19 protein-coding genes are annotated in these 22,115 nt (G+C 67.9%); 9 read left to right on the top strand and 10 right to left on the bottom strand.

Annotated elements, in window-relative coordinates; all coding sequences use genetic code 11:
• Nucleotides 1-187 precede the first annotated feature (187 nt).
• Complete coding sequence (locus AC1DNG_RS12890) at nt 188-1,435, top strand: mechanosensitive ion channel family protein (RefSeq protein WP_476851634.1); 1,248 nt, start codon at nt 188-190, stop codon at nt 1,433-1,435.
• Nucleotides 1,436-1,582: 147 nt separating this feature from the next.
• Nucleotides 1,583-3,463: an alpha-glucosidase gene (locus AC1DNG_RS12885; RefSeq protein ID WP_476887501.1), complete on the top strand. Its 1,881-nt coding sequence runs from the start codon at nt 1,583-1,585 to the stop codon at nt 3,461-3,463.
• Nucleotides 3,464-3,767: 304 nt separating this feature from the next.
• On the opposite strand, the gene AC1DNG_RS12880 is transcribed toward AC1DNG_RS12885, so the two are convergent.
• On the bottom strand, nt 3,768-4,565 hold the full coding sequence (locus AC1DNG_RS12880) for an alpha/beta fold hydrolase (RefSeq protein ID WP_476887500.1): 798 nt from the start codon (nt 4,563-4,565) through the stop codon (nt 3,768-3,770).
• Between the two features lie 217 nt (nt 4,566-4,782).
• Nucleotides 4,783-5,700: a pullulanase X25 domain-containing protein gene (locus AC1DNG_RS12875; protein ID WP_476887499.1), complete on the bottom strand. Its 918-nt coding sequence runs from the start codon at nt 5,698-5,700 to the stop codon at nt 4,783-4,785.
• A gap of 345 nt (nt 5,701-6,045) precedes the next feature.
• Between AC1DNG_RS12875 and AC1DNG_RS12870 the strand changes: the two genes are divergently transcribed.
• Nucleotides 6,046-6,873 (top strand): CPBP family glutamic-type intramembrane protease, encoded by an 828-nt coding sequence (locus AC1DNG_RS12870; RefSeq protein WP_476887498.1) that lies wholly within the window; start codon nt 6,046-6,048, stop codon nt 6,871-6,873.
• Nucleotides 6,874-6,900: 27 nt separating this feature from the next.
• On the opposite strand, the gene AC1DNG_RS12865 is transcribed toward AC1DNG_RS12870, so the two are convergent.
• The 3 genes from AC1DNG_RS12865 to AC1DNG_RS12855 all read right to left on the bottom strand — a co-directional run bounded on the left by AC1DNG_RS12865 (nt 6,901) and on the right by AC1DNG_RS12855 (nt 9,569).
• Nucleotides 6,901-8,631 (bottom strand): SulP family inorganic anion transporter, encoded by a 1,731-nt coding sequence (locus tag AC1DNG_RS12865; RefSeq protein ID WP_476887497.1) that lies wholly within the window; start codon nt 8,629-8,631, stop codon nt 6,901-6,903.
• Between the two features lie 226 nt (nt 8,632-8,857).
• Nucleotides 8,858-9,283 (bottom strand): DUF302 domain-containing protein, encoded by a 426-nt coding sequence (locus AC1DNG_RS12860; protein WP_476887496.1) that lies wholly within the window; start codon nt 9,281-9,283, stop codon nt 8,858-8,860.
• Between the two features lie 28 nt (nt 9,284-9,311).
• The gene (locus AC1DNG_RS12855) at nt 9,312-9,569 is read right to left on the bottom strand and encodes a metal-sensitive transcriptional regulator (RefSeq protein WP_476851641.1); all 258 of its coding nucleotides are present in this window, start codon (nt 9,567-9,569) and stop codon (nt 9,312-9,314) included.
• Between the two features lie 189 nt (nt 9,570-9,758).
• Between AC1DNG_RS12855 and AC1DNG_RS12850 the strand changes: the two genes are divergently transcribed.
• Entirely contained in the window at nt 9,759-11,168 is a 1,410-nt protein-coding gene (locus AC1DNG_RS12850) for an MBL fold metallo-hydrolase (protein ID WP_476887495.1), read from the top strand.
• Between the two features lie 99 nt (nt 11,169-11,267).
• The gene (locus AC1DNG_RS12845; protein WP_476887552.1) at nt 11,268-12,557 is read left to right on the top strand and encodes an MFS transporter; all 1,290 of its coding nucleotides are present in this window, start codon (nt 11,268-11,270) and stop codon (nt 12,555-12,557) included.
• Here AC1DNG_RS12845 and AC1DNG_RS12840 read toward each other — a convergent pair.
• The 4 genes from AC1DNG_RS12840 to AC1DNG_RS12825 all read right to left on the bottom strand — a co-directional run bounded on the left by AC1DNG_RS12840 (nt 12,554) and on the right by AC1DNG_RS12825 (nt 15,365).
• On the bottom strand, nt 12,554-12,997 hold the full coding sequence (locus AC1DNG_RS12840) for a universal stress protein (protein ID WP_476887494.1): 444 nt from the start codon (nt 12,995-12,997) through the stop codon (nt 12,554-12,556). The two genes, AC1DNG_RS12845 and AC1DNG_RS12840, sit on opposite strands and share 4 nt — an antisense overlap.
• 539 nt (nt 12,998-13,536) lie before the next feature.
• The gene (locus AC1DNG_RS12835) at nt 13,537-14,301 is read right to left on the bottom strand and encodes a sulfite exporter TauE/SafE family protein (RefSeq protein WP_476851644.1); all 765 of its coding nucleotides are present in this window, start codon (nt 14,299-14,301) and stop codon (nt 13,537-13,539) included.
• The gene (locus AC1DNG_RS12830) at nt 14,298-14,906 is read right to left on the bottom strand and encodes a rhodanese-like domain-containing protein (protein WP_230007316.1); all 609 of its coding nucleotides are present in this window, start codon (nt 14,904-14,906) and stop codon (nt 14,298-14,300) included. The genes AC1DNG_RS12835 and AC1DNG_RS12830 overlap by 4 nt, the downstream gene beginning before the upstream one ends.
• Before the next feature lie 156 nt (nt 14,907-15,062).
• Complete coding sequence (locus tag AC1DNG_RS12825) at nt 15,063-15,365, bottom strand: rhodanese-like domain-containing protein (RefSeq protein ID WP_230007322.1); 303 nt, start codon at nt 15,363-15,365, stop codon at nt 15,063-15,065.
• 235 nt (nt 15,366-15,600) lie between these two features.
• Here AC1DNG_RS12825 and trxA point away from each other — a divergent pair, with 235 nt between their 5' ends.
• Together trxA and AC1DNG_RS12815 are read left to right on the top strand one after the other, a co-directional pair.
• Nucleotides 15,601-15,966: a thioredoxin gene (trxA, locus tag AC1DNG_RS12820; protein ID WP_230007315.1), complete on the top strand. Its 366-nt coding sequence runs from the start codon at nt 15,601-15,603 to the stop codon at nt 15,964-15,966.
• A gap of 303 nt (nt 15,967-16,269) precedes the next feature.
• Nucleotides 16,270-17,244 (top strand): aldo/keto reductase, encoded by a 975-nt coding sequence (locus AC1DNG_RS12815; protein WP_476887493.1) that lies wholly within the window; start codon nt 16,270-16,272, stop codon nt 17,242-17,244.
• 89 nt (nt 17,245-17,333) lie between these two features.
• On the opposite strand, the gene AC1DNG_RS12810 is transcribed toward AC1DNG_RS12815, so the two are convergent.
• Nucleotides 17,334-18,395, bottom strand: coding sequence for an adenosine deaminase (locus AC1DNG_RS12810; protein ID WP_476887492.1), 1,062 nt, complete (start codon nt 18,393-18,395; stop codon nt 17,334-17,336).
• Between the two features lie 48 nt (nt 18,396-18,443).
• On the opposite strand from AC1DNG_RS12810, the gene AC1DNG_RS12805 reads away from it, so the two are divergent.
• The gene (locus AC1DNG_RS12805; RefSeq protein WP_476887491.1) at nt 18,444-21,059 is read left to right on the top strand and encodes an excinuclease ABC subunit UvrA; all 2,616 of its coding nucleotides are present in this window, start codon (nt 18,444-18,446) and stop codon (nt 21,057-21,059) included.
• Between the two features lie 335 nt (nt 21,060-21,394).
• Entirely contained in the window at nt 21,395-22,045 is a 651-nt protein-coding gene (locus tag AC1DNG_RS12800) for a transglycosylase family protein (protein ID WP_476859728.1), read from the top strand.
• The last annotated feature ends 70 nt before the right edge of the window (nt 22,046-22,115 follow it).

The following is a 22,115-nucleotide window of genomic DNA, read 5'->3' as shown; positions in this document are numbered from 1 at the left end:
AAAAGTCCCGGAGTGGCGGGCCGAACTCTGTCCGGGCCCGCGGCCGGACTGCGCTGGACTGCGATGGTCCGCGCCGGAACCTGCCGAAGACTTGCCGTGCCCGCCGGCTCCTGCAGCGGCGTGAGGAGACCCACGTTGACATCCCGGCGATTTCAGTTGCCCGTGGAAGCTTGCTAGAGCTTAAGTAATGCAAGAGTTCCTCACCCAAGCAATGCCGTTCCTGGCCATGGCCCTCGCCGTGGTTGCCGGGCTCGTCCTGTCCTGGCTGGTGCGCAAGATTGTGCTCCGGCTCAACCGCAGCAAGCCCGAACTGCGCGAGACCTCCCGCGTGGCCCGGCTGCCGTTGCGCTTGTCGCTGTGCCTGATCGCCGTCCGGATCGCGCTCGCCACGAGCGGCGGGGATCTTGAATGGCGCCACGGCCTGGACCATTTGCTGCTGATTGCGCTCATCGGTTCGCTGGCCTGGCTGGCCATCGCCATGCTGCTCATCATCGAGGCAATGGTGCTGACCCGGTACCGGGTGGATGTCGCGGACAACCGGCGCGCCCGGCGGCTGCGCACCCAGGTGATCCTGGCCCGGCGGATCGGCGTCGCACTGATTGCGGTGGTGGCCCTGGGCAGCATGATGCTGACGTTCCCCGCGATCCAGGCGCTCGGCGCCGGGCTCCTGGCTTCCGCAGGCGTGATCTCGATTGTCGCGGGCCTCGCCGCGCAGACCTCGCTGGTCAACGTCTTCGCCGGCATCCAACTCGCCTTCACGGACGCGATCCGGGTGGACGACGTGGTGGTGGTCCAGAAGGAATGGGGCCGGATCGAGGAGATCACCCTGACCTACGTGGTGGTCCACATCTGGGACGACCGCCGGCTGATCCTGCCCTCGACGTACTTCACCACCACCCCCTTCGAGAACTGGACCCGGCGGCAGTCCGAGGTTATGGGCACCGTGGAGTTCGACCTCGACTGGCGCGCTCCCGTCGAGGCAATGCGCGGCGAGCTGAAGAAGGTCCTGGCCGATACGCCGTTGTGGGACAAGCGTGTGGGGATCCTGCAGATCACGGACGCCACCGCCGGCTTTGTCCGCGTGCGCATCCTGGTCAGCGCCGCGGACAGCGCCTCCCTGTTCGACCTCCGCTGCCTGATCCGCGAGGAACTGGTGCTGTTCCTGCAGCAGGACCACCCGACGGCGCTCCCCCACGTCCGCCTCGAATCGCTGCCGTCGGCACTGGCGGCGTCCACTTCCGGCAACGCGTCCGACGCCGTCACGGGCTCCAAGCGCCCCGGCAAGGCTACGGCCGAGCACCACCGGCACCCGGATCCCCACGACTCCCAGCTGTTCACCGGATCCATCGAGGCGATCCAGCGCTCCAAGGCCTTCTCCGGACCGGGCGAGGACGTCTTCGAGGACCGCGACAACGCCATCGCCTCGCAGAACTAGCCGGGCCGGGCGGCCGCGCCTGGACAGCACGACAGCACAGCCGGACCGGGCAGGTCTTCCCAGCCCCCGCCAACTGGTCAATAATCAGACGTTGGCGGGTCAGCAACGCGCTGCCCCCTTGTCTGCCGGACCAGCTGAGGAGTCCCCATGACGGTCGAAGAAGCCCCCACGGAAACACCCAAGGCGACTGCCGGCGACTGGTTCCAACGCGCCGTCGTCTATCAGATCTATCCGCGCAGCTTTGCCGACGCCAACGGCGACGGCATCGGCGACCTCCGCGGAATCATCAGCAGGCTGGACTACCTCCAGCGGCTGGGGGTCGACGTCGTCTGGCTCTCCCCGATCTACACCTCCCCGCAGGACGACAACGGCTACGACATCAGCGACTACCGGAACGTGGACCCGCTGTTCGGTACCCTCGAGGAGCTCCGGGAACTGACCGACGGGCTGCACGTGCGCGGCATGAAGCTGGTGATGGACCTGGTGGTCAACCACACCTCGGACGAGCACCCGTGGTTCGTGGAATCCCGGTCCTCGAAGGAGAACCCGAAGCGCGACTGGTACTGGTGGCGGCCGCCGCGGGACGTCGACGCCGGCGCCTCCCCGCGGCGCAAGGCGGCGGAGCCAACCAACTGGGGCTCGGCGTTCTCCGGGCCCGCGTGGGAGTTCGACCAGGCCACCGGGGAGTACTACCTGCACATCTTTTCGAAGAAGCAACCGGACCTGAATTGGGAGAATCCGGAGGTCCGCGCCGCGGTCTACGAGATGATGAACTGGTGGCTGGACCGGGGCGTGGACGGGTTCCGGATGGACGTCATCAACTTCATCTCCAAGGACACCTCGCTCCCGGACGGCCCGGTGGCCGACGGCAAGCTCTTTGGTGACGGCTCCCCGTTCTACATCGACGGCCCCCGCATGCACGAGTTCCTGCAAGAGATGCACCGGGAAGTCTTCGCGAAGCGCACCGGCGAACTGCTCACCGTCGGCGAAATGCCCGGAGTGACCGTGGACGACGCCATCCTGTACACCGACCCAGCCCGGGCCGAGGTGGACATGGTGTTCCAGTTCGAGCACGTGGCGCTGGACCAGGAGGACGGCGACAAGTGGCGGCCCAAGAAACTCCTGCTCACCGAGCTGAAGCGGACACTGGGCCGCTGGCAGGACGGGCTGGCCGAGACGGGCTGGAACAGCCTGTACTGGGGCAACCACGACCAGGCCCGCGCCGTGTCCCGCTTCGGCGACGACAGCCCCCGATACCGCGAGCTCTCCGCCAAAATGCTGGCCGGCGTCCTGCACCTGCACCGCGGCACGCCCTACGTCTACCAGGGTGAAGAACTGGGCATGACCAACATGACGTTCGGCGCGATCAGCGATTACCGCGACATCGAGGTCCTCAACCACCACCGCGAAGCCACCACGCACCTGAGCCACACCGACGCCGAGGTCCTCGCCGCCCTCGCGCCGCTGAACCGGGACAACGCGCGGACCCCAGTCCAGTGGGACGCCTCCCGGCATGCCGGCTTCACCACCGGGGCACCCTGGATCGCGGTGAACCCGAATGCCAACCACATCAACGCCGCCGCCCAGGTGGATGATCCGGATTCGGTCTACAGCTTCTACCGCCAGGTGATAGCGCTGCGGCATGCGGAACCGGTGGTCTCGCACGGGAACTTCACCATGCTGCTGCCGGATGACCCGCACGTCTATGCGTTCACCCGGGCCCTGACCGGGCCCGGTTCAGCCGTTTCTTCCGGCAGTCCCGCAGACGGTCCCACGGACGGCGCCGGGATTCCGGAGCTGCTGGTGCTGGGCAACTTCTCCGGCGAGGTGCGCGACGCGGACCTCGGGGACGAGGCCTGGGCTGACGCGGAGCTGGTCCTGGGCAACTATCCGGCCGACGCCGACGCCTCCGACGGCGGCTCGGCCGGGGGTTCCGCCGCGGGTGCGGTGCGGGAGGGCCTTTCCGCGGCTGCGGTGCGCCTGCGGCCCTGGGAACTGCAGGTGTTGCGCCGGCGCCGCGGCGCCTGATCGACGATCCTGAACGCCAGCCCACGAAAGGAAGCCACGCATGACTATTCCACCACCCCCCGGCCCCGATCCGTTTCCGCCAGAACCCGGCCCCACGACGCCGCCGCCGGAGCCCGGAGACCCGTTCCCGCCGGAACCCGGTCCGGTCACGCCGCCGCCGGTTCCTGGGCCCGAGCCGGTACCCGGCCCCGCGCCCACGCCGTCACCGGAACCGGGGCCGTTCCCGACGCCGCCCGGCCCCCTCCCGATTCCGGATCCCGGCCCGGTGCCGCCGCGGCCGGACCCGACCCGGTTCTAGCGGGCGTCACCGCGCGGAGAGTCCGTGCAGGAACCGGCGCACCTCGGCGTTGAAGGCAGCCGGCGCTTCGACGGCCGCCATGTGCCCGACGTCGGGAATCATCACCAGCGTCGAGCCAGGGATCCGCCGGTTCATCTCGCGGGCCACGCTCTGCGGCGAGCGAACGTCGTCCGTGCCGTACAGCAGCAGGGTGGGCACCGCGATGGTGGGCAGCACGTCGCGGTAGTCGGCGTGGGCGTTCGCGTTCAGCAGTGCCCGCATGCCGCCCGGGTGGAAGTCGGCCATGATTGCGCTGGTTTCCTGCACCGCCGCCGGATCAGCGTGTTCCGTGAACAGCGTGGGCAGCCATACGGGGATGAATTGTTCCGCCGGCTGATCGAGTTCGGCGAGCACCTGCGCATACCGGCGCTCTACTTCCTCGGGCGGCAAAGATCCGGCCCAACCGGCGTACGCCGAGACCAGCAGCAGCGACGCGGGCACTGACGGGTGTGCCCGGTAGAGCTCCAGTGCAATGCCGGAGCCCATGGACAGCCCGAGGACGTGCGGCCGGCCGGGAACCGCTTCCCGCAGAAAGCCTGCCAGTGCGTCGCCCAGGTCCTGTCCGGTGAAGTCCGGCGGCGGATCGTCCGAGCCGCCGCACCCGGGTGCATCCCAGGCGAAAACCGTGAAGTCAGCCTGCAGATCCTCGAGCTGCCGCCGCCAGATGCGGCTGTCTTCGTAGGCGCCGTGCAGCAGGACCAGCGGCGGACCCTGGCCCGCACGCCGGTACCGGATGCGCAGGCCCGCAACCTCGACGGTCTCCATGAGGCAATGCTAGGCCGGGCCGCCGCCGCTCGGCAGGGTCAGGCGGGGCAGACCCAGGCTTGGCGGACTCAGGGTGGGCAGGCTCAGGCGGGGCAGGCTCAGGCGGGGCAGGCTCAGGATGCCAAACCCGCCCGCGGCGCGCAAATGACCCTGCAAACACCCGATTTCGGGTGTCGCAGTGTCATTTGCCCGTCGGCAGGACGGTTGCGCGTCGGTGCTACGGCTGGACGATGTCCCGGGTGCGGTGATCGTACTGGATGACCAGGAGGCCGCCGCCGTGGTGGACTTCGTGGTTGGGTCCGTCGAAGACGCCAAACGCTCCGTAGTTTTCGTCCCAGGAGCGGTTCAGGGCGATCTTGAAGGAGTAGAAGCCGGCAGGAATGTCCGCGGCAATCTTCCAGAGCTGATCCACCTGGTCCAGTTCCATCTGGACTTCGTCGTACTGCGGCGCCCAGTTGGCGGGCGCGCCCAGCAGAATGCTGAAGTCGCCGGCAACCGCGACGGCGTCCGGCTGTTCGATGGTGTCGACGCTGACAGCAGAGGCCGCCGCCGCCGGGGCTTCTGCCGACGCTGCTGCCGCAGGCTGTGCGGCCTTCGCTGCGGGCTTGCGCTTGCGCACCGCCTTGGCCACGGGGGCCACGGCCTCCTCGATGAGCTTGGCAGCCTTGCCGGCAACCTTGGAAGTGGTCGACGGCGCTTCCCCGGCCGCGGCGGTCGGCGCCGCTTCTGCCTTTGCTGCCTTCTCCGGCTTCGCCGGCTTTGCCGCGGGAGCAGTCGGAAGCGGCGTGCCCGCCGGAACGGGAGTGCCGGCGTCGAGCGCTGCAGCGAAGGCGGCAGGCTCGGCGAAAGCCACCGTGGCGCGCTGGCCGTCATCGGTGATGGACCAGCCGGAGCGGCCCTTGACCAGCCAGCCGGCCTTGACCAGCTTGGCCGTGGCGGTGGTCAGCGTCTTGTGGCCGCGGGGAATGCCGCCACTGAGGAGTTCGCGTTCGTGGTCGTTGAGCGGCACCCGTGCGATTGCCTCGCCCAGCACGGCTCCGGCGTTCAGCTTCTCGCCCGTCCATACCTCCTCTGCCAGAACATCCAGCACGGCCTTAAGCCGAAGGTTGGTGTTTTCCGCGGTGTTCGCGCCCATGGGTCTCCTTTAGAAGCAATTGATCCACCTGCATTTTGCCAAGGAAACCATGGTTTTTGCGAGCGGATCCGGTTAACTCTGTGTGTCGTGACCCACTATGACAGGGCTGGGCGGGGGGCGCGAGGGACCAACTCGGCCCTACCCGCGAGTAGAAAAACAACGCGGGGTCACTTACGGCCCATCAAAGCGCCTCGGACCGGCCGTAAGTGACCCCGCGTTGTTCTCGTGATGCCAGCGGAACGCCGGCTGCGGTCCGCGGAGGGTGCCCGTTTCGGCATTGCTGGATTCGGGGGCGCCCGCGGGCGGACAATGAGCCGTATCCGTCCCTGCTCCCCAGGAGCCGTCATGCCGCGTTTCAAGGTCTGGCTGCAGCGTCACCGCCTCCCGGCGTTCTTTGTCCTGGCGTTCGCGATCTCCTGGTGCTCCTGGCCGCTCTATGCGGCCGGGCTGATGCCGCAGTTCGAATTCCTGCCGATCGGTCCGCTGGCTGCGGCCCTGATGGTCATTGGGCTCGCCGAGGGCAGGGCCGGCTTCCGGGCGTGGGGCCGGCGGCTCATCCGGTGGCGGGTGGGCTGGGTCTGGTACGCCGTGGCCCTCCTCCTCCCGCCGTTGATGGCCTTGGTCACCGGATTCGCGAACATGGCACTCGGCGCCCCTGCACCGGGGCTGGCCCAGGTGACGTGGTCCGGGCTCCTGGCCGTTTTTGCCGTGCGTCTGGTCAATCCGCTGGACGGACCTCTGGGAGAGGAACCCGGTTTCCGCGGGTATGCCCTGCCGCTGCTCCAGGCGAGGTGGGCGCCGCTGCGGTCCGCGGCACTCCTGGGCGTTGTGGTGGCCCTCTGGCACGTTCCACTGGTCGTGTTAGGGCAGCTCAGCCTGATCGGGCTGCCCACCACCTTCGCCATCACCTTCCTCTACGTGTGGCTGTTCAACCGCACTGGCGGAAGCGTGCTGCTCACATACCTCTTCCACGACAGTCAAGGCACGTTTACGGTGGGTTCCTTCGGTTTCTCCGGTGCCGAGGCTGGCCGGGCGGAACTGATCTACTTCGCCGTCGTGGTCCTGGCAGTCCTGACCACCGTTGTCCTGGACCGGGGTGCATGGCGCGCGGCGCCTGCCTCCGCCGTCGACTCCGTGCTGCTCACTTCCGGGTCAGATCGTATTCACCGCTAAGGAGGAACCACGTCTGCTCCCCTGCCGTTACTCTTCGGCGCTCCATTGGGCGCCGGTCTGGGCCATGTAGGCGGCAACGGCTGCTTCGGTGGTGGGATAGAAATGCTCCGGCTCGATTTCGCGGGTCAATCCGTACTTTTCGATCTTCTCCCGGGTCCTGTGCTTGACCTCGGCGAACACCAGGGAGATACCCTGCGCGTTCAGTTCGACATCCAGATCGAGCAAGACGTCCGCGGCGGTGGTGTCAACGTCCGTGATCGGCTCGGCCGCGATGACGATCCACCGCGGTTTGGGTTCCGTCCGGGCCAGGTGCCGGATGTTGTCGCGGAACGGCCGGACGTTGGCGAAGAACAACGGGGCGTCCCACCGGTAGATCACCAGGCCGGGCAGGTGCTTCGCGTCCGGGTGGACGCGGATGTCGTGAAACCCCTCATAGCCGGGCACCCGCCCGATCACGGTCTCGTACGGCCACCACGCCCGGCGGAAGATGTTCAGGATGGACAGCCCCACCGCAATGCCGATGCCGGGCAGGACGCCCAGGAACGCGACCCCAAGGAAGGCGGCCATGCACAGGTAGAACTCGGTGCGCCTCTGGTGCCAGAGCCGAACCGTTCCGGGAATGTCGGCGAGGGAGATCGACGCCGTCATCACCACGGCCGCCAGTGCCGGCTGTGGCAGGTTCCGGAACAGCCCCGGCAAAAACACCAGCATGAGGAGAATCAGCACGGCGCCCGTCACGCCCGTGAGCTGCGACTTCGAGCCGGAACGTTCGGCGACGGCGGTCCGGGATCCGCTGGTGCTGACCGGGAAGCCCTGGAAGAGGCCCGCGGCCAGGTTCGCGGCACCGATCCCGATCATCTCCTGGTTGCCGCGGATTTCCTGCCCGGTGCGTGCGGCGAACGCCGTCGACGTCGAGATCGTGTCCGTCAAGGACACCAGCGCAATACCGAGGGCCCCGGCGAACATCAGCCCGAGGTCCGCGAAGTCCACCTGGGGAATGGTGAACGGCGGGAATCCCCGCGGGAGTTCCCCGACCAGCGAGACGCCCTTTGCGGCCAGATCGAAGACCGCCGTGGCCGCGATCGCGGCGACCACCATGACGAGTACCGCCGGGACCTTGGGCAGCCACCGCTGCAGAACCAGTATCAGCACAATCCCGCCGATGCCGACCGCCGCCGCGGCGACCACTGTCTCGCCATTGGCCACGCCCTCGACGAATCCGACCAGGTCGCCAATGAAGTTTTCGCTTTCGATCTTGAACCCGAAGAGCTTCGGGAGCTGGCCCACCAGGATGGTGATCGCGAGACCATTCATGTAGCCGATCATCGTCGGCTTGGAGATGAGGTCGGCGATGAAGCCGAGCTTGGCCACGGACGCCAAGACCATGATGGCGCCGACCATGAGGGCAAGCATCGACGCGAGCGCGATCGCCTTCTGCGGGTCGCCGTCGGACGCGACAATGGGCAGGACCGTCGCGGCGATCATAGGCCCGAGGGCAGAGTCGGGCCCCAGGACCAGGATGCGGGACGGGCCAAAGACCGCGTAGGCGAGCAGGCAGAGGATGCTCGTGTACAGCCCGGTGATCGGCGGCAGCCCCGCCAGCTCGGCATAGGCCATGCCCTGCGGAACGAGCAACGTCGTCAGGACAACCCCGGCAACGATGTCCTTGCCGAACCAGTCCTTATGGTACGTAGCCACGGCATTGAGTCCGGGCGCCGCCTGGCGCAGCCAGCCCTTGCGCTCGCGGGTCTTCGTCATATCTGCACTCTGCCGCCCGCCCCCGCCCCGCGCATCCCCCGGCAAGGGTGAGCCGGGGCCAGCCGTGGCGGCGTCTACCGACAACGCGGGCGTGCACGCACAACTCATCTACCCTCGGATCCCCCGGAACAACTCCAGAGGCTGACATCCAAACGGTAGTGTTGATGCCTCAGCACCGGCCGGCGGCCCGGCCGGGCATCTTGATGCCGTCGAGGCGTCGGGTGCTTCAGTTCCCCGGGATTTCTGCGCCGCTGAGTGTGTGCAGGGCGGCGCGGAGCCGGGTGTCGGCGTCGTTGGCGACGTCGCGGACGGCGGGGCTGTTGCTGAGCTTCACCATGGTTTGCGGGTCGATGGCCTGGATGGTGGTCTCGGCGGCGTCCTTGCCCCGGCGGACGACGACGTTGCAGGGCAGCAGCGCGCCCATGTCCGGTTCTGCGGAGAGTGCCCGACTGGCCAGGGCCGGGTTGCAGGCGCCCAGGATCATGTAGTCGCCGAGCTCCTCGGCGGCACCGGCGCCGAGTTTGGCCTCAAACGTGGCTCGGACGTCGATCTCCGAGAGAATGCCGAAGCCTTGTCCGGCGAGGGCCTCGCGGGTGCGCTGCACAGCCTCTTCCCAGGTCATCGGGACCGTGACGGTATGCGTATAGCTCATGGCTGCTCCTGCGGTAATAGTGGCGGCATCAGGCAAGGGACAGGAAGAGCTTTTCCAGATCCTTGGTATCCATGCTCGTGTCCCCGCGGAGAAGGCACTGCTCGAGGCCGGTCGCGATGATGGCGAAGCCTGCCCGGTCCAAAGCCTTCGAGACAGCGGCGAGCTGGGTGACGATGTCCTTGCAGTCCTTCCCCTCCTCGAGCATGCGCGTGACGCCGGCGAGCTGTCCCTGGGCGCGCTTGAGCCGGTTGATGATCGGGGTGAGTTCGGTCGAATCAAGTTCCATGGCGGGCTCCAAAGGTGGGCGGTACTTTGCCAATTGTATACCCCGGCGGGTATAACGGCCAGCAGCGGGAAGCCGGCAGCCAGCCTGCCGCATGCCGGTTGCAAGATACCCCCAGGGGTATTATCGTTGTGGGTAGACCGACGGAGAATCCCCTCCCGGAAACTCCCCCGCCCAGCGAAAGAGAGCCCCATGCTTATCGAGCGTATTTACGACGAAGACCTCGCCCAGGCCAGCTATTTCATTGGCTGCCAGGCCAAGGGTGAGGCGGTCGTTGTTGACCCGCGCCGCGACATCGCCGTGTACCGCTCCCTGGCCGCGGCCAACGGGATGAAGATCGTGGCCGTCACCGAGACCCACATCCACGCCGACTTCCTCTCCGGCACCCGCGAGCTCGCCGCCGCCACCGGCGCCACCGCCTACGTCTCCGGCGAGGGCGGGGACGACTGGCAGTACGGCTTCCAGGCCGAACGCCTCAACGACGACGACGTGATCACCCTGGGCAACATCACCATCAAGGCCCTGCACACCCCGGGCCACACCCCGGAACACCTGTCCTTCCTCATCACCGACGGCGCGTTCGCCGACACCCCCGGCTATCTGCTCTCCGGTGACTTTGTCTTCTCCGGGGACCTGGGGCGCCCGGACCTGCTGGACGAGGCCGCGGGCGGCATCGACACCCGCTTCGCCGGCGCCAAGCAGCTGTTCGCCAGCCTGCGCGATAAGTTCCTGACCCTGCCCGACCACGTCCAGGTGCACCCCGGCCACGGGGCCGGCAGCGCCTGCGGCAAGGCCCTCGGCGCCATCCCCTCCAGCACGGTCGGCTACGAACGGCTCTACGCCTGGTGGGGACCCTACCTGGCCGCCAACGACGAGGAGGGCTTCATCGCCGAGCTCCTCGACGGCCTGCCCGATGCGCATGCCTACTTCGGCCGGATGAAGCGCGAGAACCGGGAGGGCCCGGCAGTGATGGGCGAACGCGCCCCCCTGAGCGAACTCGCCACCGAAACTGTTGCCCAGGGCCTCGCCGCCGACGCCATGACGTTCGTGGACACCCGCTCGAACGCCGAAGTCCACGAAGGCACCGTCACCGGTGCCCTGAACATCCCCTCCGGCAAGTCCACCGCCAGTTTCGGCGCCTGGGTGGTCAACCCCGAAACCGACAAGAACCCGCTCGTACTCCTGGCCCCCAGCCAGGCCGCCGCGCAGGAAATGTGGGACCACCTGGTCCGCGTCGGCATCGACGACGTCGCCGGCTACGTCACAGGCCTCGAAGGCCTGCCCGCCAGCACCCCCAAGCTCATCCAGCCTGAAGAACTGGGTGGCTTTGAGGCCGCGATGGTCCTCGACGTCCGCAACCGCACCGAACACGCCGCAGGACACATCCCAGGCTCCCACCAGCTCAGCGGCGGCCGCGTGATGTGGAACCTGGACCAGCTCCCCTCCGAAGGCACCATCGTGTCCTACTGCCAGAGCGGGGTCCGGAACTCCGTCGCGGCCAGCGCCCTGCGCCGGGCCGGCTACGACGTCGTCGAACTCGACGGCAGCTACGCCGGATGGGCCGCCTGGCAGCAGGCTCGGGAATCTGTTTCCAGCAACTGATCGCGGCACGACCCGAAGTAATTAACTGACAGCGTTGGCGGCGGCCGGGACACCCGGCCGCCGTCGACGCATGTCCCGGACAACTGGAGTTCAGAAATGATGCCCGGCAACACCCCGTCCCCGCAAGGCAGCGCAGTCCGGCGGGAACGCCCACAGCGCACCGGCATCACCCTGGGCCTGCGTCAGAACCTGGCCCAGTTCATACTCCTGGTCGCCGTCAATGCCCTAGTCGGCGGCACCCTCGGCCAGGAACGCACCGTGCTGCCGCTGCTGGCGGACCAGGTCTTCCACCTTGACCTCTACACGTCCGCCCTGACCTATATCGTGGCCTTCGGACTCGCCAAGGCCGGCACCAATTACTTCGCCGGCACGCTCTCGGACCGTTACGGCCGGAAACCCGTCCTTGTGACCGGCTGGCTCATCGCCATCCCCGTGCCGCTGCTGCTGACCTTCGGAACCTCCTGGGGCTGGATCGTTGCCGCCAACGTGATCCTCGGCATCAGCCAGGGCCTCACTTGGTCCACTACTGTGGTCATGAAGATGGACCTCGTCGGATCCTCCCGGCGCGGCCTGGCGATGGGCCTGAACGAGGCTGCCGGCTACCTCGGCGTCGCCGGGACCGCTCTGGCCACCGGCTACATCGCCACCAACTACGGGCTCCGCCCTGGGCCGTTCCTGCTCGGCGCCGCCTACATCGCCTTGGGACTGGGCCTGTCCGTTCTGGCCGTGAAGGAAACCCGAGGCTACGCCAGAGTGGAGGCCGTCAACCACACGGCCGCCCACGGGGAACTAAGCAACCGGGAGATCTTTACCCTCACCAGTTTCCGGGACAAGTCCCTGTCCTCGGTCAGCCAGGCCGGCATGGTCAACAACCTCAACGACGGCCTCGCCTGGGGCCTGTTTCCGCTCCTTTTTGCCGCCGCCGGGCTGAGCATCGAGAAGATCGGCATCCTGGCCGCCGTCTACCCTGCCGTCTGGGGCGCCGCGCAGCTCGTCACCGGAGCCATGTCGGACAAATACGGCCGTAAAAGGCTGATCGTCGGGGGCATGCTAGTCCAGGCCGTAGCGCTCGGCATCGTTGCCCTCGGCACCGGCTTCGGGGTCTGGTTCGCCGCCGCCGCTCTCCTCGGTCTCGGAACAGCCATGGTCTACCCCACCCTGCTCGCCGCCATCGGCGACGTCGCCCATCCGCAGTGGCGCGCACGCTCGGTGGGAATCTACCGGCTCTGGCGCGACGGCGGCTTCGCCGTCGGCGCCCTGCTCTCCGGCATTCTCGCGGACGCCTACGGCATCCCCGCTGCCGTCGCCGTCGTCGCGGCGCTCACCGCGTTGTCGGGAATCCTCGTGGCCGTCCGGATGCGCGGCACCGACCACAAACCTGCAATCTAAGGAACCGCCCTGGCACCGGTACGGACCACCAGCACAGGACAACGGGCATGGTGCACCGCATGGCTCGATACCGACCCCAGTCGCATTTCGGCGAAGCCGCCACGACCCCGCGATCCGACCACCAGGAGATCGGCCCCGGCCGCAGCCTTCAGGAGCACCTCCGCGGCATGCCCCTCCTTCACTTCACCGGTGACCGCAACACCGGAACCGGATGCCCGCCGCAGCGCATCAGCGTGCACATTCCGGGCGTTGTCGCCGAAGGCTTCATGGTCCTCAGCCTTGCCAGCGGCATCCCCGAGGAGGGGGTAGTGCCATGCTGTGACAACGTGAACCTGCCCGGCTCTCAGCCGGGCTTCCTGAAGGGCCCATTCCAGAGCTGCCAGTGACGAGTCCGACCCGTCGACCCCAACAACAACCCGGAAGACCGCCTCTGCCGCCATCGAGCCTCCCGCTACGCGTCTGCCTGGCACAACGTCGTGCCGCACGGCCCACGATCCTCCCGCTGCGCAGCGGAATCAAGGGGACAACTCGGCTGGAGCCGGACGCGGTGGCGATGCTGCGCCCAGACCGTTGGCGGCCTCAAAACACTCCCTCGAAGGCTGCCTTGGCGCCGGCCCGCGGGGCTGCCGCCCTATCTCGCGGTGAAGTCTTCATCCCCATAAATACCCTAGGGGGTATACTGATGAGACTATCCACTTATGCAAGGGAGCAACCAGATGTGCCGTGCGGTGACATGTAAGAAATGCCAGAAGACCACATGGGCAGGCTGCGGCCAGCACGTCGACCAGGTCATGCGCGGGGTTCCGAGCTCCCAGCGTTGCCGCGGGCACGAGCAGGAAAAGTCGACCGGCAAGGGCTTCTTCGCGAAGCTGTTCGGGCGGTAGGTGGACCCTGCCGGCGCCCAAGCACAGGCGTTGAGGAAGGGAAAGCGCCGGAGGACATGTCCTCCGGCGCCTTTTTTCACGTTCCCTGGCGCCCCTCAGGACAGGAGCGCCTGCACAGCGACGTAGGCGGCGATCACCAGCACCAGGATTCCAAAGCCACGCTTGAGGACCCTGTCCGGGATGCCGGTGCCGATCCGCCCTGCCGCGAGTGAGGCGGCCATCGCGGTGACGGCGAAGGCCGCCGTGACGGCCCAGTCGATCTGCAGATCACCCAGGTGGGCGGCGAAGCCGGCGGCCGAGTTGATCACGATGATCACGAGGGAAGTCCCGACCGTCAGCGCCATCGGGAGCCCGAGAGCCAGGGTGAGTGCCGGGACGATCAGGAAGCCGCCCCCGACGCCGAGTAGACCGGTCAGGAACCCGACGACGGCGCCGGTGGCGATCGCCTTGGGCAGGCAGCTGCGCCAGTTGACGCCGCCGCCGGGCAGCGCGCAGGCGCCACCGACGGATGTCGACGGCATCAGCATCCGGATGCCGGCGAAGACCATGATCGCGGCAAAAGCCAGCAGCAGGACCTTCGGGTCCAGCAACCTGTTGACCATCGCGCCGAGGTAGGCCGTCACGGTGCCTGCGGCGCCGATGATCAGCGCCAGTCTCCAGTTCACCCCGTTCCGCAGCCGGGGCAGCACCGCGACGGCGGAGGATGCGCCGACGACGACCAGCGACGTCGGGATCGCCGCCGCAAGCGGCAGCCCCACGCCATAGACCAGGGCGGGCACGGCGAGGATGGATCCGCCGCCTCCGACCAGGCCCAGCAGGCCACCGACGATCAGCCCGAAGGCCGCCGCGGAAATGATCATGCCCGGGCGTCCAGGCTCTTCAGGGCCTGGTGCGCGGTGGGCTCGTTCGCGGAGCGGTTCCAAGGCATCTTGGAGAGCATCTGGCCCATGGCACAGCTGTTAGTGGCCGCGGAGAACGTCAGGCCAGCACCGATGCCGCCGGCAATCAGGCCTAGTTTGGGCGAGATGAACTTGCTGCCGAGCATGCCGGCAAGGACAAGGGAGCCGGCGGTCATCCGGACCTGGCGTTCCAGGGCCCAGGTGCCACGGCCGCGGACGACATTCCCGCCGGCGGCCGCGTAGGCGGGGACCCCGCCAGACAGAACGCTGGCACTGGCCAGGCCTACGGCGTCCAGGTGCTTGCGGGCCTGCTCGGCCCGGTTACCGGATTGGCAGACGAGGACCACGCGGGTACCCATCTTGGCCGCGAATTCTTCAGTGTGTTCGCTGAGCATGGACAGCGGCACATGGTACGAGCCATTGATGTGCATGGCATCGAACTCTGCGCCGTTGCGCACATCAATGACCATGAGATCGTCGTGGTTATCCTCCCAGGCCTTCAGGGTCGAGGCATCGATGGACTTGGGAGCGCTGTGAACAGGAGTGGTCGTATTCAAGGAATTCATGATCTCTTTCGGTATTTCTTGGAGCATTTCTTGTGGCGGCCCGCTACTGGGCGAGGCCGCCCTCCACCGCCCGGTTCGCCACATCAGGGACACGGTCCGGGCAAATGGAAGCCCGGGCGGCGCTTGGGGGCGTGCCGCCCGGGCAGTCTGGTGGGGTCAGGCGGTCGGGAATCCCGCGGCAGTCCAATCAAGCATTCCGCCGGGCACGGTGTAAGCCGTGTAGCCTGCGGCCGCCAGCTGGTCAGCCGCTGCCGCACTGCGGCGTCCGCTGCGGCACACGGCGATGACCGGACGGGACTTGTCCAGGTCGCTGAGGCGGCCGGCCAGTTCGCCCAAGGCAATGTGCGTGGCACCGGGGATCATGCCTTCGGCGATTTCAGCCGGTTCGCGCACATCCACGATCTGGGCATCGCTGCCGGCCTTGAGCTGTTCCGCGAGCTGCTGCGGGGTGATTTCCATGTGCTGGACCTTTCGGTAGGACTGGCCTGTTGAGCGGAAAAATGTTGAGCGGCAGAATACGGGACCAGGGGTTGCCCGGGAAAGACCCGCGCCGGCGTAGGTCAGGCGCAGGAAAAGTGTGCGGATATCCTCCAGGGCGGGCATCTTTCCCTCTCCATCATGATACCCCCTGGGGTATAAATGCAAACCCGGTGCCACGCTTGCTGATATACCCCCGGGGGTATAATATTTTGCCATGGCAACCATCGACATTTCCGAGAAAACCTTCAACGACACCATCACCGGCAACGGCATCGTGCTGGTGGACTTTTGGGCAGCCTGGTGCGGCCCGTGCCGGATGTTCGCCCCCACGTTCAGCAAGGCGTCCGACAACCACACGGACGTCGTCTTCGCGAAGGTGGACACGGAGGCCGAGCCCGGCCTCTCCGCCGCCGCCCGCATCACCTCCATCCCCACCCTGATGGCCTTTAGGGACGGGATCCTCGTCTTCTCACAGCCCGGGGCAATGAACGCGGCCGGGCTGGAACAGCTCATCACCGCCATCAAGGACCTGGACATGGACGAGGTCCGGGCGAAAATGGCAGCCGCCCCGGCGTCGTAGGGATCAAGCGGCCCCCCAGCCATTGCCTGGGCGATCGCCCTCGCATGCTCGTACTGACGATCCGCGGGTCTGGAGGTCTGCAGCCGTTCTGGCTGGGTCCGATGGCATACGCCGTTTTCGCTCCCGGGCCGGACCGGCATTACGCGAGCCAGGGAGCACCGAGCCAAAGCAGACCTCCCGTTGTGTCCCCGGCCCGATGGGCCTAAAGTTGCGGTCTGCCCACCGCGCGCCGTCCCGCCGCTGAACATGCGCCGGACCAGGTGCCGGAGAGGGCGTCCAACCGTTCCCGTTGAGGAGATATCTATGGAAACCCGCACACTCGGTTCACTCACCGTCTCAGCCCTGGGATTGGGCTGCATGGGCATGAGCGAGTTCTACGGCCACGGCGAGGACAACGAGTCCGTCGCCACCATCCAGGCGTTTCTCGACGCCGGCGGAAGCCTGCTCGACACCGCGGACATGTACGGCCCCTTCACCAATGAGGAGCTTGTGGGCCGGGCCATCGCAAGCCGGCGCGACGACGTCGTCCTGGCCACCAAATTCGGCAACGAACGGCGGCCCGACGGATCCTGGGTGGGCATCAACGGCTCCCCCGACTACGTGCGCGCCGCTTGCGATGCAAGCCTGCAGCGGCTGGGCGTGGACCACATCGACCTGTACTACCAGCACCGGGTGGACAAGACCGTCCCGATCGAGGAAACCGTCGGGGCCATGGCTGAGCTGGTCCAGGCCGGCAAAGTCCGGCACCTTGGCCTGTCCGAGGCCAGCGCCGACACCGTGCGCCGGGCCCACGCGGTGCACCCCATCACCGCCCTGCAGACCGAATACTCGCTATGGGAGCGCGAGCCGGAGACCAAGGTCTTCCCGGTCCTCGCCGAGCTCGGCATTGGCTTTGTGCCCTACAGCCCGCTGGGCCGTGGATTCCTGACCGGCCAGTTCCGCAGCCCCGAGGACTTTGCCGCAGACGATTTCCGCCGGCACTCCCCGCGCTTCCAGGGCGAGAACTTTGACAGGAACCTGCAACTCGTGGACCGGGTCAAGGAGTTGGCGGACGCGAAGGGCTGCACCCCGGGGCAACTGGCACTGGCCTGGCTGCTGGCCCAGGGCGAGCACATCGTTCCCATCCCCGGCACCAAGAAGGTCAACCGCCTGCGGGAAAACCTGGGCGCTGCCGACGTCGAACTCTCCGCCGAGGACCTGGCCCGCCTGGACGAACTGGCTCCCGCCGGGGTGGCAGCCGGAGCGCGCTACCCGCACATGGACTCGATCGACGTCTAACCCGGCCGTTCGACAGCCAACGCGGGGTCACTTACGGCCCGTCCGGGGCCTCCGGATGGGCGCGTAGTGACCCCGCGTTGCTTGGGCGGCTAGTGTCCCGACGCGGCGAGCTCGGCCAGCAGCTCGGCCTTGCGTTCCTCGCTCGCGAAGGAGGACCGGATCGAGTTCGCGGCCATCCGGACGCAGTCGAACTCGGACAGGCCGATCACCGATTTCAGCTGCGCGAAGTTGTCGTCCACGTACCCGCCGAAATACGCCGGGTCGTCCGAGTTCACGCAGACGTTCAGCCCCGCCGCGAGCATCGCCGGCAGCGGGTGCCCGGCCAGGGTGTCCACCGCGCGGAGCCTGACGTTGGACAGCGGGCACACGGTCAGCGGGATGAGCTCGTCCACCAGCCGTTCCACGAGCTCCGGGTCCTCCATGCAGCGGATGCCGTGATCGATCCGCTCCACGTCGAGGAGGTCCAGCGCGTCGATGATGTACGACGGCGGGCCCTCCTCGCCGGCGTGCGCGATCCGGTGCAGCCCGGCGTCCTTGGCCCGGGCGAAGAGCCGCTCGAATTTGGCCGGCGGGTTGCCCACCTCGGCGGAATCGAGCCCGATGCCGGCGATCGGGGCGCCCATGGCGAGCAGCTGCTCCAGGACCTCGAGGGCGGAGTCCTCGGTGAGGTCGCGCAGGAAGGCCGCGATCAGGAGGGTGGAGATGCCGAACTCTTCGCGGGATCCGGCCAGCACCGAGGCCACGCCGTTGACGCACGTCTCCAGCGGTATCCCGCGTGACAGGTGGGCCTGCGGGTCCAGCATGATCTCGGCGTGCCGGACCCCGGCGAGCGCCGCCCGGGCCAGGTAGGCGCGGGTCATGTCGGCGAAGTCCTGCTCCGTCTGCAGCACGGCCATGTTGGCGTAGTACAGGTCCAAAAAGGATTGCAGGTCAGTGAACTCGTAGCGCGAGCGCAACTCGTCCAGGTCCGCATAGGGCAGTGCGATCCCGTTGCGTTCCGCCAGCGCGAAGATCAGCTCCGGTTCCAGCGTTCCCTCGATATGCAGGTGCAGCTCGGCGACCGGGAGCGGGAGGGGTTCGCCCGCCTCCGGCTCGTCCGGTTCTTCCGGCTGTTCCGCTGTCAACTGGGCATCGCCGTCGTGTGTTTCCATCCGGTAAGGATATGCCCGGCGCTCCCCGGAGCGGATAGAGTCGAACCAATGCAAAGTAAACAGCATGCTTCCCATTTGCCGCGCCCGGCCGGCCGGGACCTCATTCCTGATCTAGCTCCAGGCAATCCGACGGACGGTTTTGTCCGGGTGCGCGGCGCCCGTGAGAACAACCTGCGCAACGTGGACGTGGACGTGCCCCGCGACGCAATTGTCGCCTTCACCGGCGTCTCCGGCTCGGGCAAGTCCTCCCTCGCGTTCGGCACCATCTATGCCGAGGCGCAGCGCCGCTACTTCGAATCCGTGGCCCCCTACGCCCGCCGGCTCATCCAGCAGGGCCACAACCCCAAGGTGGAAATGATCACCGGGCTGCCGCCCGCCGTCGCGCTCCAGCAGCGCCGCGGGACGCCGAGTTCGCGCTCCACGGTGGGCACCCTCACCACGCTGTCCAACTCTTTGCGCATGCTCTTCTCCCGCGCCGGCAGCTATCCGGACGGCGCCGGCCCGCTGGACTCGGACGCGTTTTCGCCGAACACGGCCGCCGGCGCGTGCCCGGAGTGCCACGGCCTGGGGATCGCGCACACCGTCACCGAGTCCTCCCTGGTCCCGGACACTTCGCTGAGCATCCGCGACGGCGCCATCGCCGCCTGGCCCGGGGCCTGGCAGGGCAAGAACCTGCGCGACATCCTCACCCACCTGGGCCACGACGTCGACACCCCCTGGCGGAAGCTGCCCAAAAAGGACCGCGACTGGATCCTGTTCACCGAGGAACAACCCGTGGTGGAGGTGACGCCCCAGCGCGACCGCGTGGCCAAGCCGTACAAGGGCCGGTTCTGGAGCGCCAGGAGCTATGTGCTGCATACGCTCGCCGATTCCAAGAGCACCACAATGCGCGAGAAGGTGCTGCGCTTCATGGAAACCGGCCCGTGCCCGGTCTGCAGCGGCAGCGGCCTGACCCCGGCCGCGCTCGCCGTCACCTTCGCCGGGCACACCATCGCCGAGCTCAACGCCGTCCCCATGACCGAACTGGCGGACATCATCCGCCCCACCACCGAACTCACGGAGGCCGGCACCGCCTCCCGGAAGCAGTCATCCGGCGAGGGCAACGAGGTGGCCGTCGCCATCACCCGCGACCTCCTGCAGCGCGTCACGGTGCTGCTGGACCTCGGCCTGGGCTACCTGGCGCTGGGCCGGTCCACGCCCACGCTCTCCCCCGGGGAAATGCAACGGCTCCGGATCGCCACCCAGCTCCGCTCCGGGCTGTTCGGCGTGATCTACGTGCTGGACGAGCCCTCCGCCGGACTGCACCCCGCCGATGCCGAGCCCCTCCTCGCAGTCCTGGACCAGCTCAAGTCCTCCGGCAACTCGGTGTTCGTTGTGGAGCACAACATGGACATCGTCCGCCGCGCCGACTGGCTGGTGGATGTCGGTCCCCGCGCCGGTGAAGGCGGCGGCGAGGTGCTCTACAGCGGCCCCGTGGCCGGTCTCGCCGAGGTGGACGCGTCCGTGACCCGGCCGTTCCTGTTCCCGGACGGTTCGGCGGGTTCGGACGACGGCGGCGTCCGCCACAGCGCGGACGACGGCGCCCGTTCCGCCGCCAGCGGTACCCGGCGGGAAGCGGCCGGCTGGCTGGAACTGCGCGACATCAGCCGCCACAACCTGCGCGAACTCAATGCCGACTTCCCACTCGGCGTGCTGACCGCGGTCACGGGCGTCTCCGGCTCCGGCAAGTCCACGCTGGTCAGCCAGGTCCTGGCCGAGGTGGTCGGCGCCAGGCTGCACCCGGAGACAGACGCTGCCAAGGCCCCCGAGGACCTGGAGGCCGACGCCGGTGAGCCCACCGGGCCGCTCAGTGTCGGACCGGTCTTAGGCCTCGACCAGCTGGACCGGCTCGTCAAGGTGGACCAGAAACCGATCGGCCGCACTCCGCGCTCTAACCTCGCCACTTACACCGGCCTCTTCGATGCGGTCCGCAAGGAGTTCGCGGCCACGGACGAGGCCAGGGCGAGGGGCTTTGGTGCCGGCCGCTTCTCCTTCAACGTTGCCGGCGGCCGCTGCGAGACCTGCCAGGGCGAGGGCTTCGTCGCCGTCGAACTGCTATTTCTTCCCGGCAGCTACGGCCCCTGCCCCGAGTGCCATGGCTCGCGCTACAACCCGGAAACCCTTGAAGTGACGTACAAGGGCAAAAACGTGGCGGAGGTGCTGGGCCTGACGGTCAATGCCGCCGCAGAGTTCCTCGAAGGGGTACCGGCAGCGGCGCGCAGCCTGCAAACACTGCGCGAGGTGGGCCTGGGCTATCTCCGCCTCGGCCAGCCGGCAACCGAGCTCTCCGGCGGCGAGGCCCAGCGCATCAAACTCGCCACCGAACTGCAGCGTGTCCAGCGCGGCCACTCCCTCTACCTGCTGGACGAGCCCACCACCGGCCTGCACCCGGCCGATGTCCAGCTCCTCATGGCCCAACTGCACCGGCTCGTGGACGCCGGCAACACCGTCATCGTGGTGGAACACGACATGGATGTGGTGGCCGCAGCGGACTGGGTGATCGACCTCGGCCCGGCCGGTGGCGACGCGGGCGGCGAGATCGTGGCGATCGGGACCCCGGCCGCCGTCGCGGGCTCCACGGAGAGCCGGACGGCTCCGTACCTGGCCGCAATGCTCGGAAGCTGATCCACGCGGGGCGCGGGCGTTGGCGTCGATGCGGCCAGCGGGCCCTGGGGACGCGGGGGCGGCGTCAACGCGGCCGGCGGGGCGCGGGCGTCGGCGTCAACGCGCGCCGGATGATAACGGCAGAAGCAGGGAAAGTAACGTCTTGATAACGGCGCGGGGCTGACTTAGCCTAGTGTCCATGCCCGGCAACCGGGTATTGCATGCCCGGTGCTACCACCACCAGATACTGCCCGACCGGTAGACACCGCTATGACCTCTATTGTCAGGGGCGGGCAGTGGCGTAAAAACGTCCGGGGACGGACCGAGCGCTGGTGGGCCTCAGGAGCATCTAAACCATGAAGAAATCAATCTATGGCACTGCCGCGCGCCGCGGCGTCACTTTTGCGGCCGTCTCAATTGCAGGCGTCGCCCTGTCCGCCTCGGCCGCCAACGCGGCCGTACCGGCCACAGCCCCTGCCTCCACGTGGGACTCGCTGGCCCAATGCGAAAGTGGCGGGAATTGGGCCACCAACACAGGAAACGGATACGCGGGCGGGCTGCAATTCAGCGCCAGCACGTGGGCGGCCCATGGCGGCACGGGATCTCCGGCCAATGCCAGCCGTGCGCAACAGATCGCCGTCGCCGAGAAAGTGCAGGCCAGCCAGGGCTGGGGCGCGTGGCCAGCCTGCGCGGCCAAGCTGGGACTGCGCGGCGGCGCCGCGGCTCCGCAGAGTGCAGCCACAGCGCAGCGGCCCGCCGCGACTCCCGTCGCAGCCAAGGCCCCCGCCAGATACGCCCCTAAGGCAGCCGTGCCGGCACCCCGCCACGTTGCACCGGTAGCCGTAAGCGGCCAGACCTACACCATCCGGAGCGGCGAAACCCTGAGCACGATCGCCGGGAAGCTCAACATCGCCGGAGGCTGGCACGCGCTGGCCGACGCCAACACGGCGACCATCAGCAACCCCCATCTGGTGTTCCCGGGCCAAGTGCTGCGGCTGCCCGCATAGGGCGGTTACAGCACTTGGCGTACAGCACGACACACAGCACGACGCCGGAGCGATCCCGCAAAGGGGACGC

It is taken from the genome of Arthrobacter sp. 01T425, from assembly GCF_056398725.1.
The sequence above is the reverse complement of the archived record's forward strand: the minus strand, read 5'-3'. Positions and strand labels throughout refer to the sequence as shown.

Excerpts from the sequence above, each read along its gene's own strand:
- AC1DNG_RS12810 (WP_476887492.1), bottom strand. The coding sequence starts at position 18,395 with ATGGAAACACACGACGGCGATGCCCAGTTGACAGCGGAACAGCCGGAA.
- AC1DNG_RS12830 (WP_230007316.1), bottom strand. The coding sequence starts at position 14,906 with ATGAATTCCTTGAATACGACCACTCCTGTTCACAGCGCTCCCAAGTCC.
- AC1DNG_RS12885 (WP_476887501.1), top strand. The coding sequence starts at position 1,583 with ATGACGGTCGAAGAAGCCCCCACGGAAACACCCAAGGCGACTGCCGGC.
- AC1DNG_RS12875 (WP_476887499.1), bottom strand. The coding sequence starts at position 5,700 with ATGGGCGCGAACACCGCGGAAAACACCAACCTTCGGCTTAAGGCCGTG.
- AC1DNG_RS12835 (WP_476851644.1), bottom strand. The coding sequence starts at position 14,301 with ATGATCATTTCCGCGGCGGCCTTCGGGCTGATCGTCGGTGGCCTGCTG.
- AC1DNG_RS12815 (WP_476887493.1), top strand. The coding sequence starts at position 16,270 with ATGGAAACCCGCACACTCGGTTCACTCACCGTCTCAGCCCTGGGATTG.
- AC1DNG_RS12840 (WP_476887494.1), bottom strand. The coding sequence starts at position 12,997 with ATGGCGGCAGAGGCGGTCTTCCGGGTTGTTGTTGGGGTCGACGGGTCG.
- AC1DNG_RS12865 (WP_476887497.1), bottom strand. The coding sequence starts at position 8,631 with ATGACGAAGACCCGCGAGCGCAAGGGCTGGCTGCGCCAGGCGGCGCCC.
- AC1DNG_RS12845 (WP_476887552.1), top strand. The coding sequence starts at position 11,268 with ATGCCCGGCAACACCCCGTCCCCGCAAGGCAGCGCAGTCCGGCGGGAA.
- AC1DNG_RS12890 (WP_476851634.1), top strand. The coding sequence starts at position 188 with ATGCAAGAGTTCCTCACCCAAGCAATGCCGTTCCTGGCCATGGCCCTC.
- AC1DNG_RS12805 (WP_476887491.1), top strand. The coding sequence starts at position 18,444 with ATGCAAAGTAAACAGCATGCTTCCCATTTGCCGCGCCCGGCCGGCCGG.
- AC1DNG_RS12800 (WP_476859728.1), top strand. The coding sequence starts at position 21,395 with ATGAAGAAATCAATCTATGGCACTGCCGCGCGCCGCGGCGTCACTTTT.
- AC1DNG_RS12825 (WP_230007322.1), bottom strand. The coding sequence starts at position 15,365 with ATGGAAATCACCCCGCAGCAGCTCGCGGAACAGCTCAAGGCCGGCAGC.
- AC1DNG_RS12880 (WP_476887500.1), bottom strand. The coding sequence starts at position 4,565 with ATGGAGACCGTCGAGGTTGCGGGCCTGCGCATCCGGTACCGGCGTGCG.
- AC1DNG_RS12870 (WP_476887498.1), top strand. The coding sequence starts at position 6,046 with ATGCCGCGTTTCAAGGTCTGGCTGCAGCGTCACCGCCTCCCGGCGTTC.
- AC1DNG_RS12855 (WP_476851641.1), bottom strand. The coding sequence starts at position 9,569 with ATGGAACTTGATTCGACCGAACTCACCCCGATCATCAACCGGCTCAAG.
- trxA (WP_230007315.1), top strand. The coding sequence starts at position 15,601 with ATGGCAACCATCGACATTTCCGAGAAAACCTTCAACGACACCATCACC.
- AC1DNG_RS12860 (WP_476887496.1), bottom strand. The coding sequence starts at position 9,283 with ATGAGCTATACGCATACCGTCACGGTCCCGATGACCTGGGAAGAGGCT.
- AC1DNG_RS12850 (WP_476887495.1), top strand. The coding sequence starts at position 9,759 with ATGCTTATCGAGCGTATTTACGACGAAGACCTCGCCCAGGCCAGCTAT.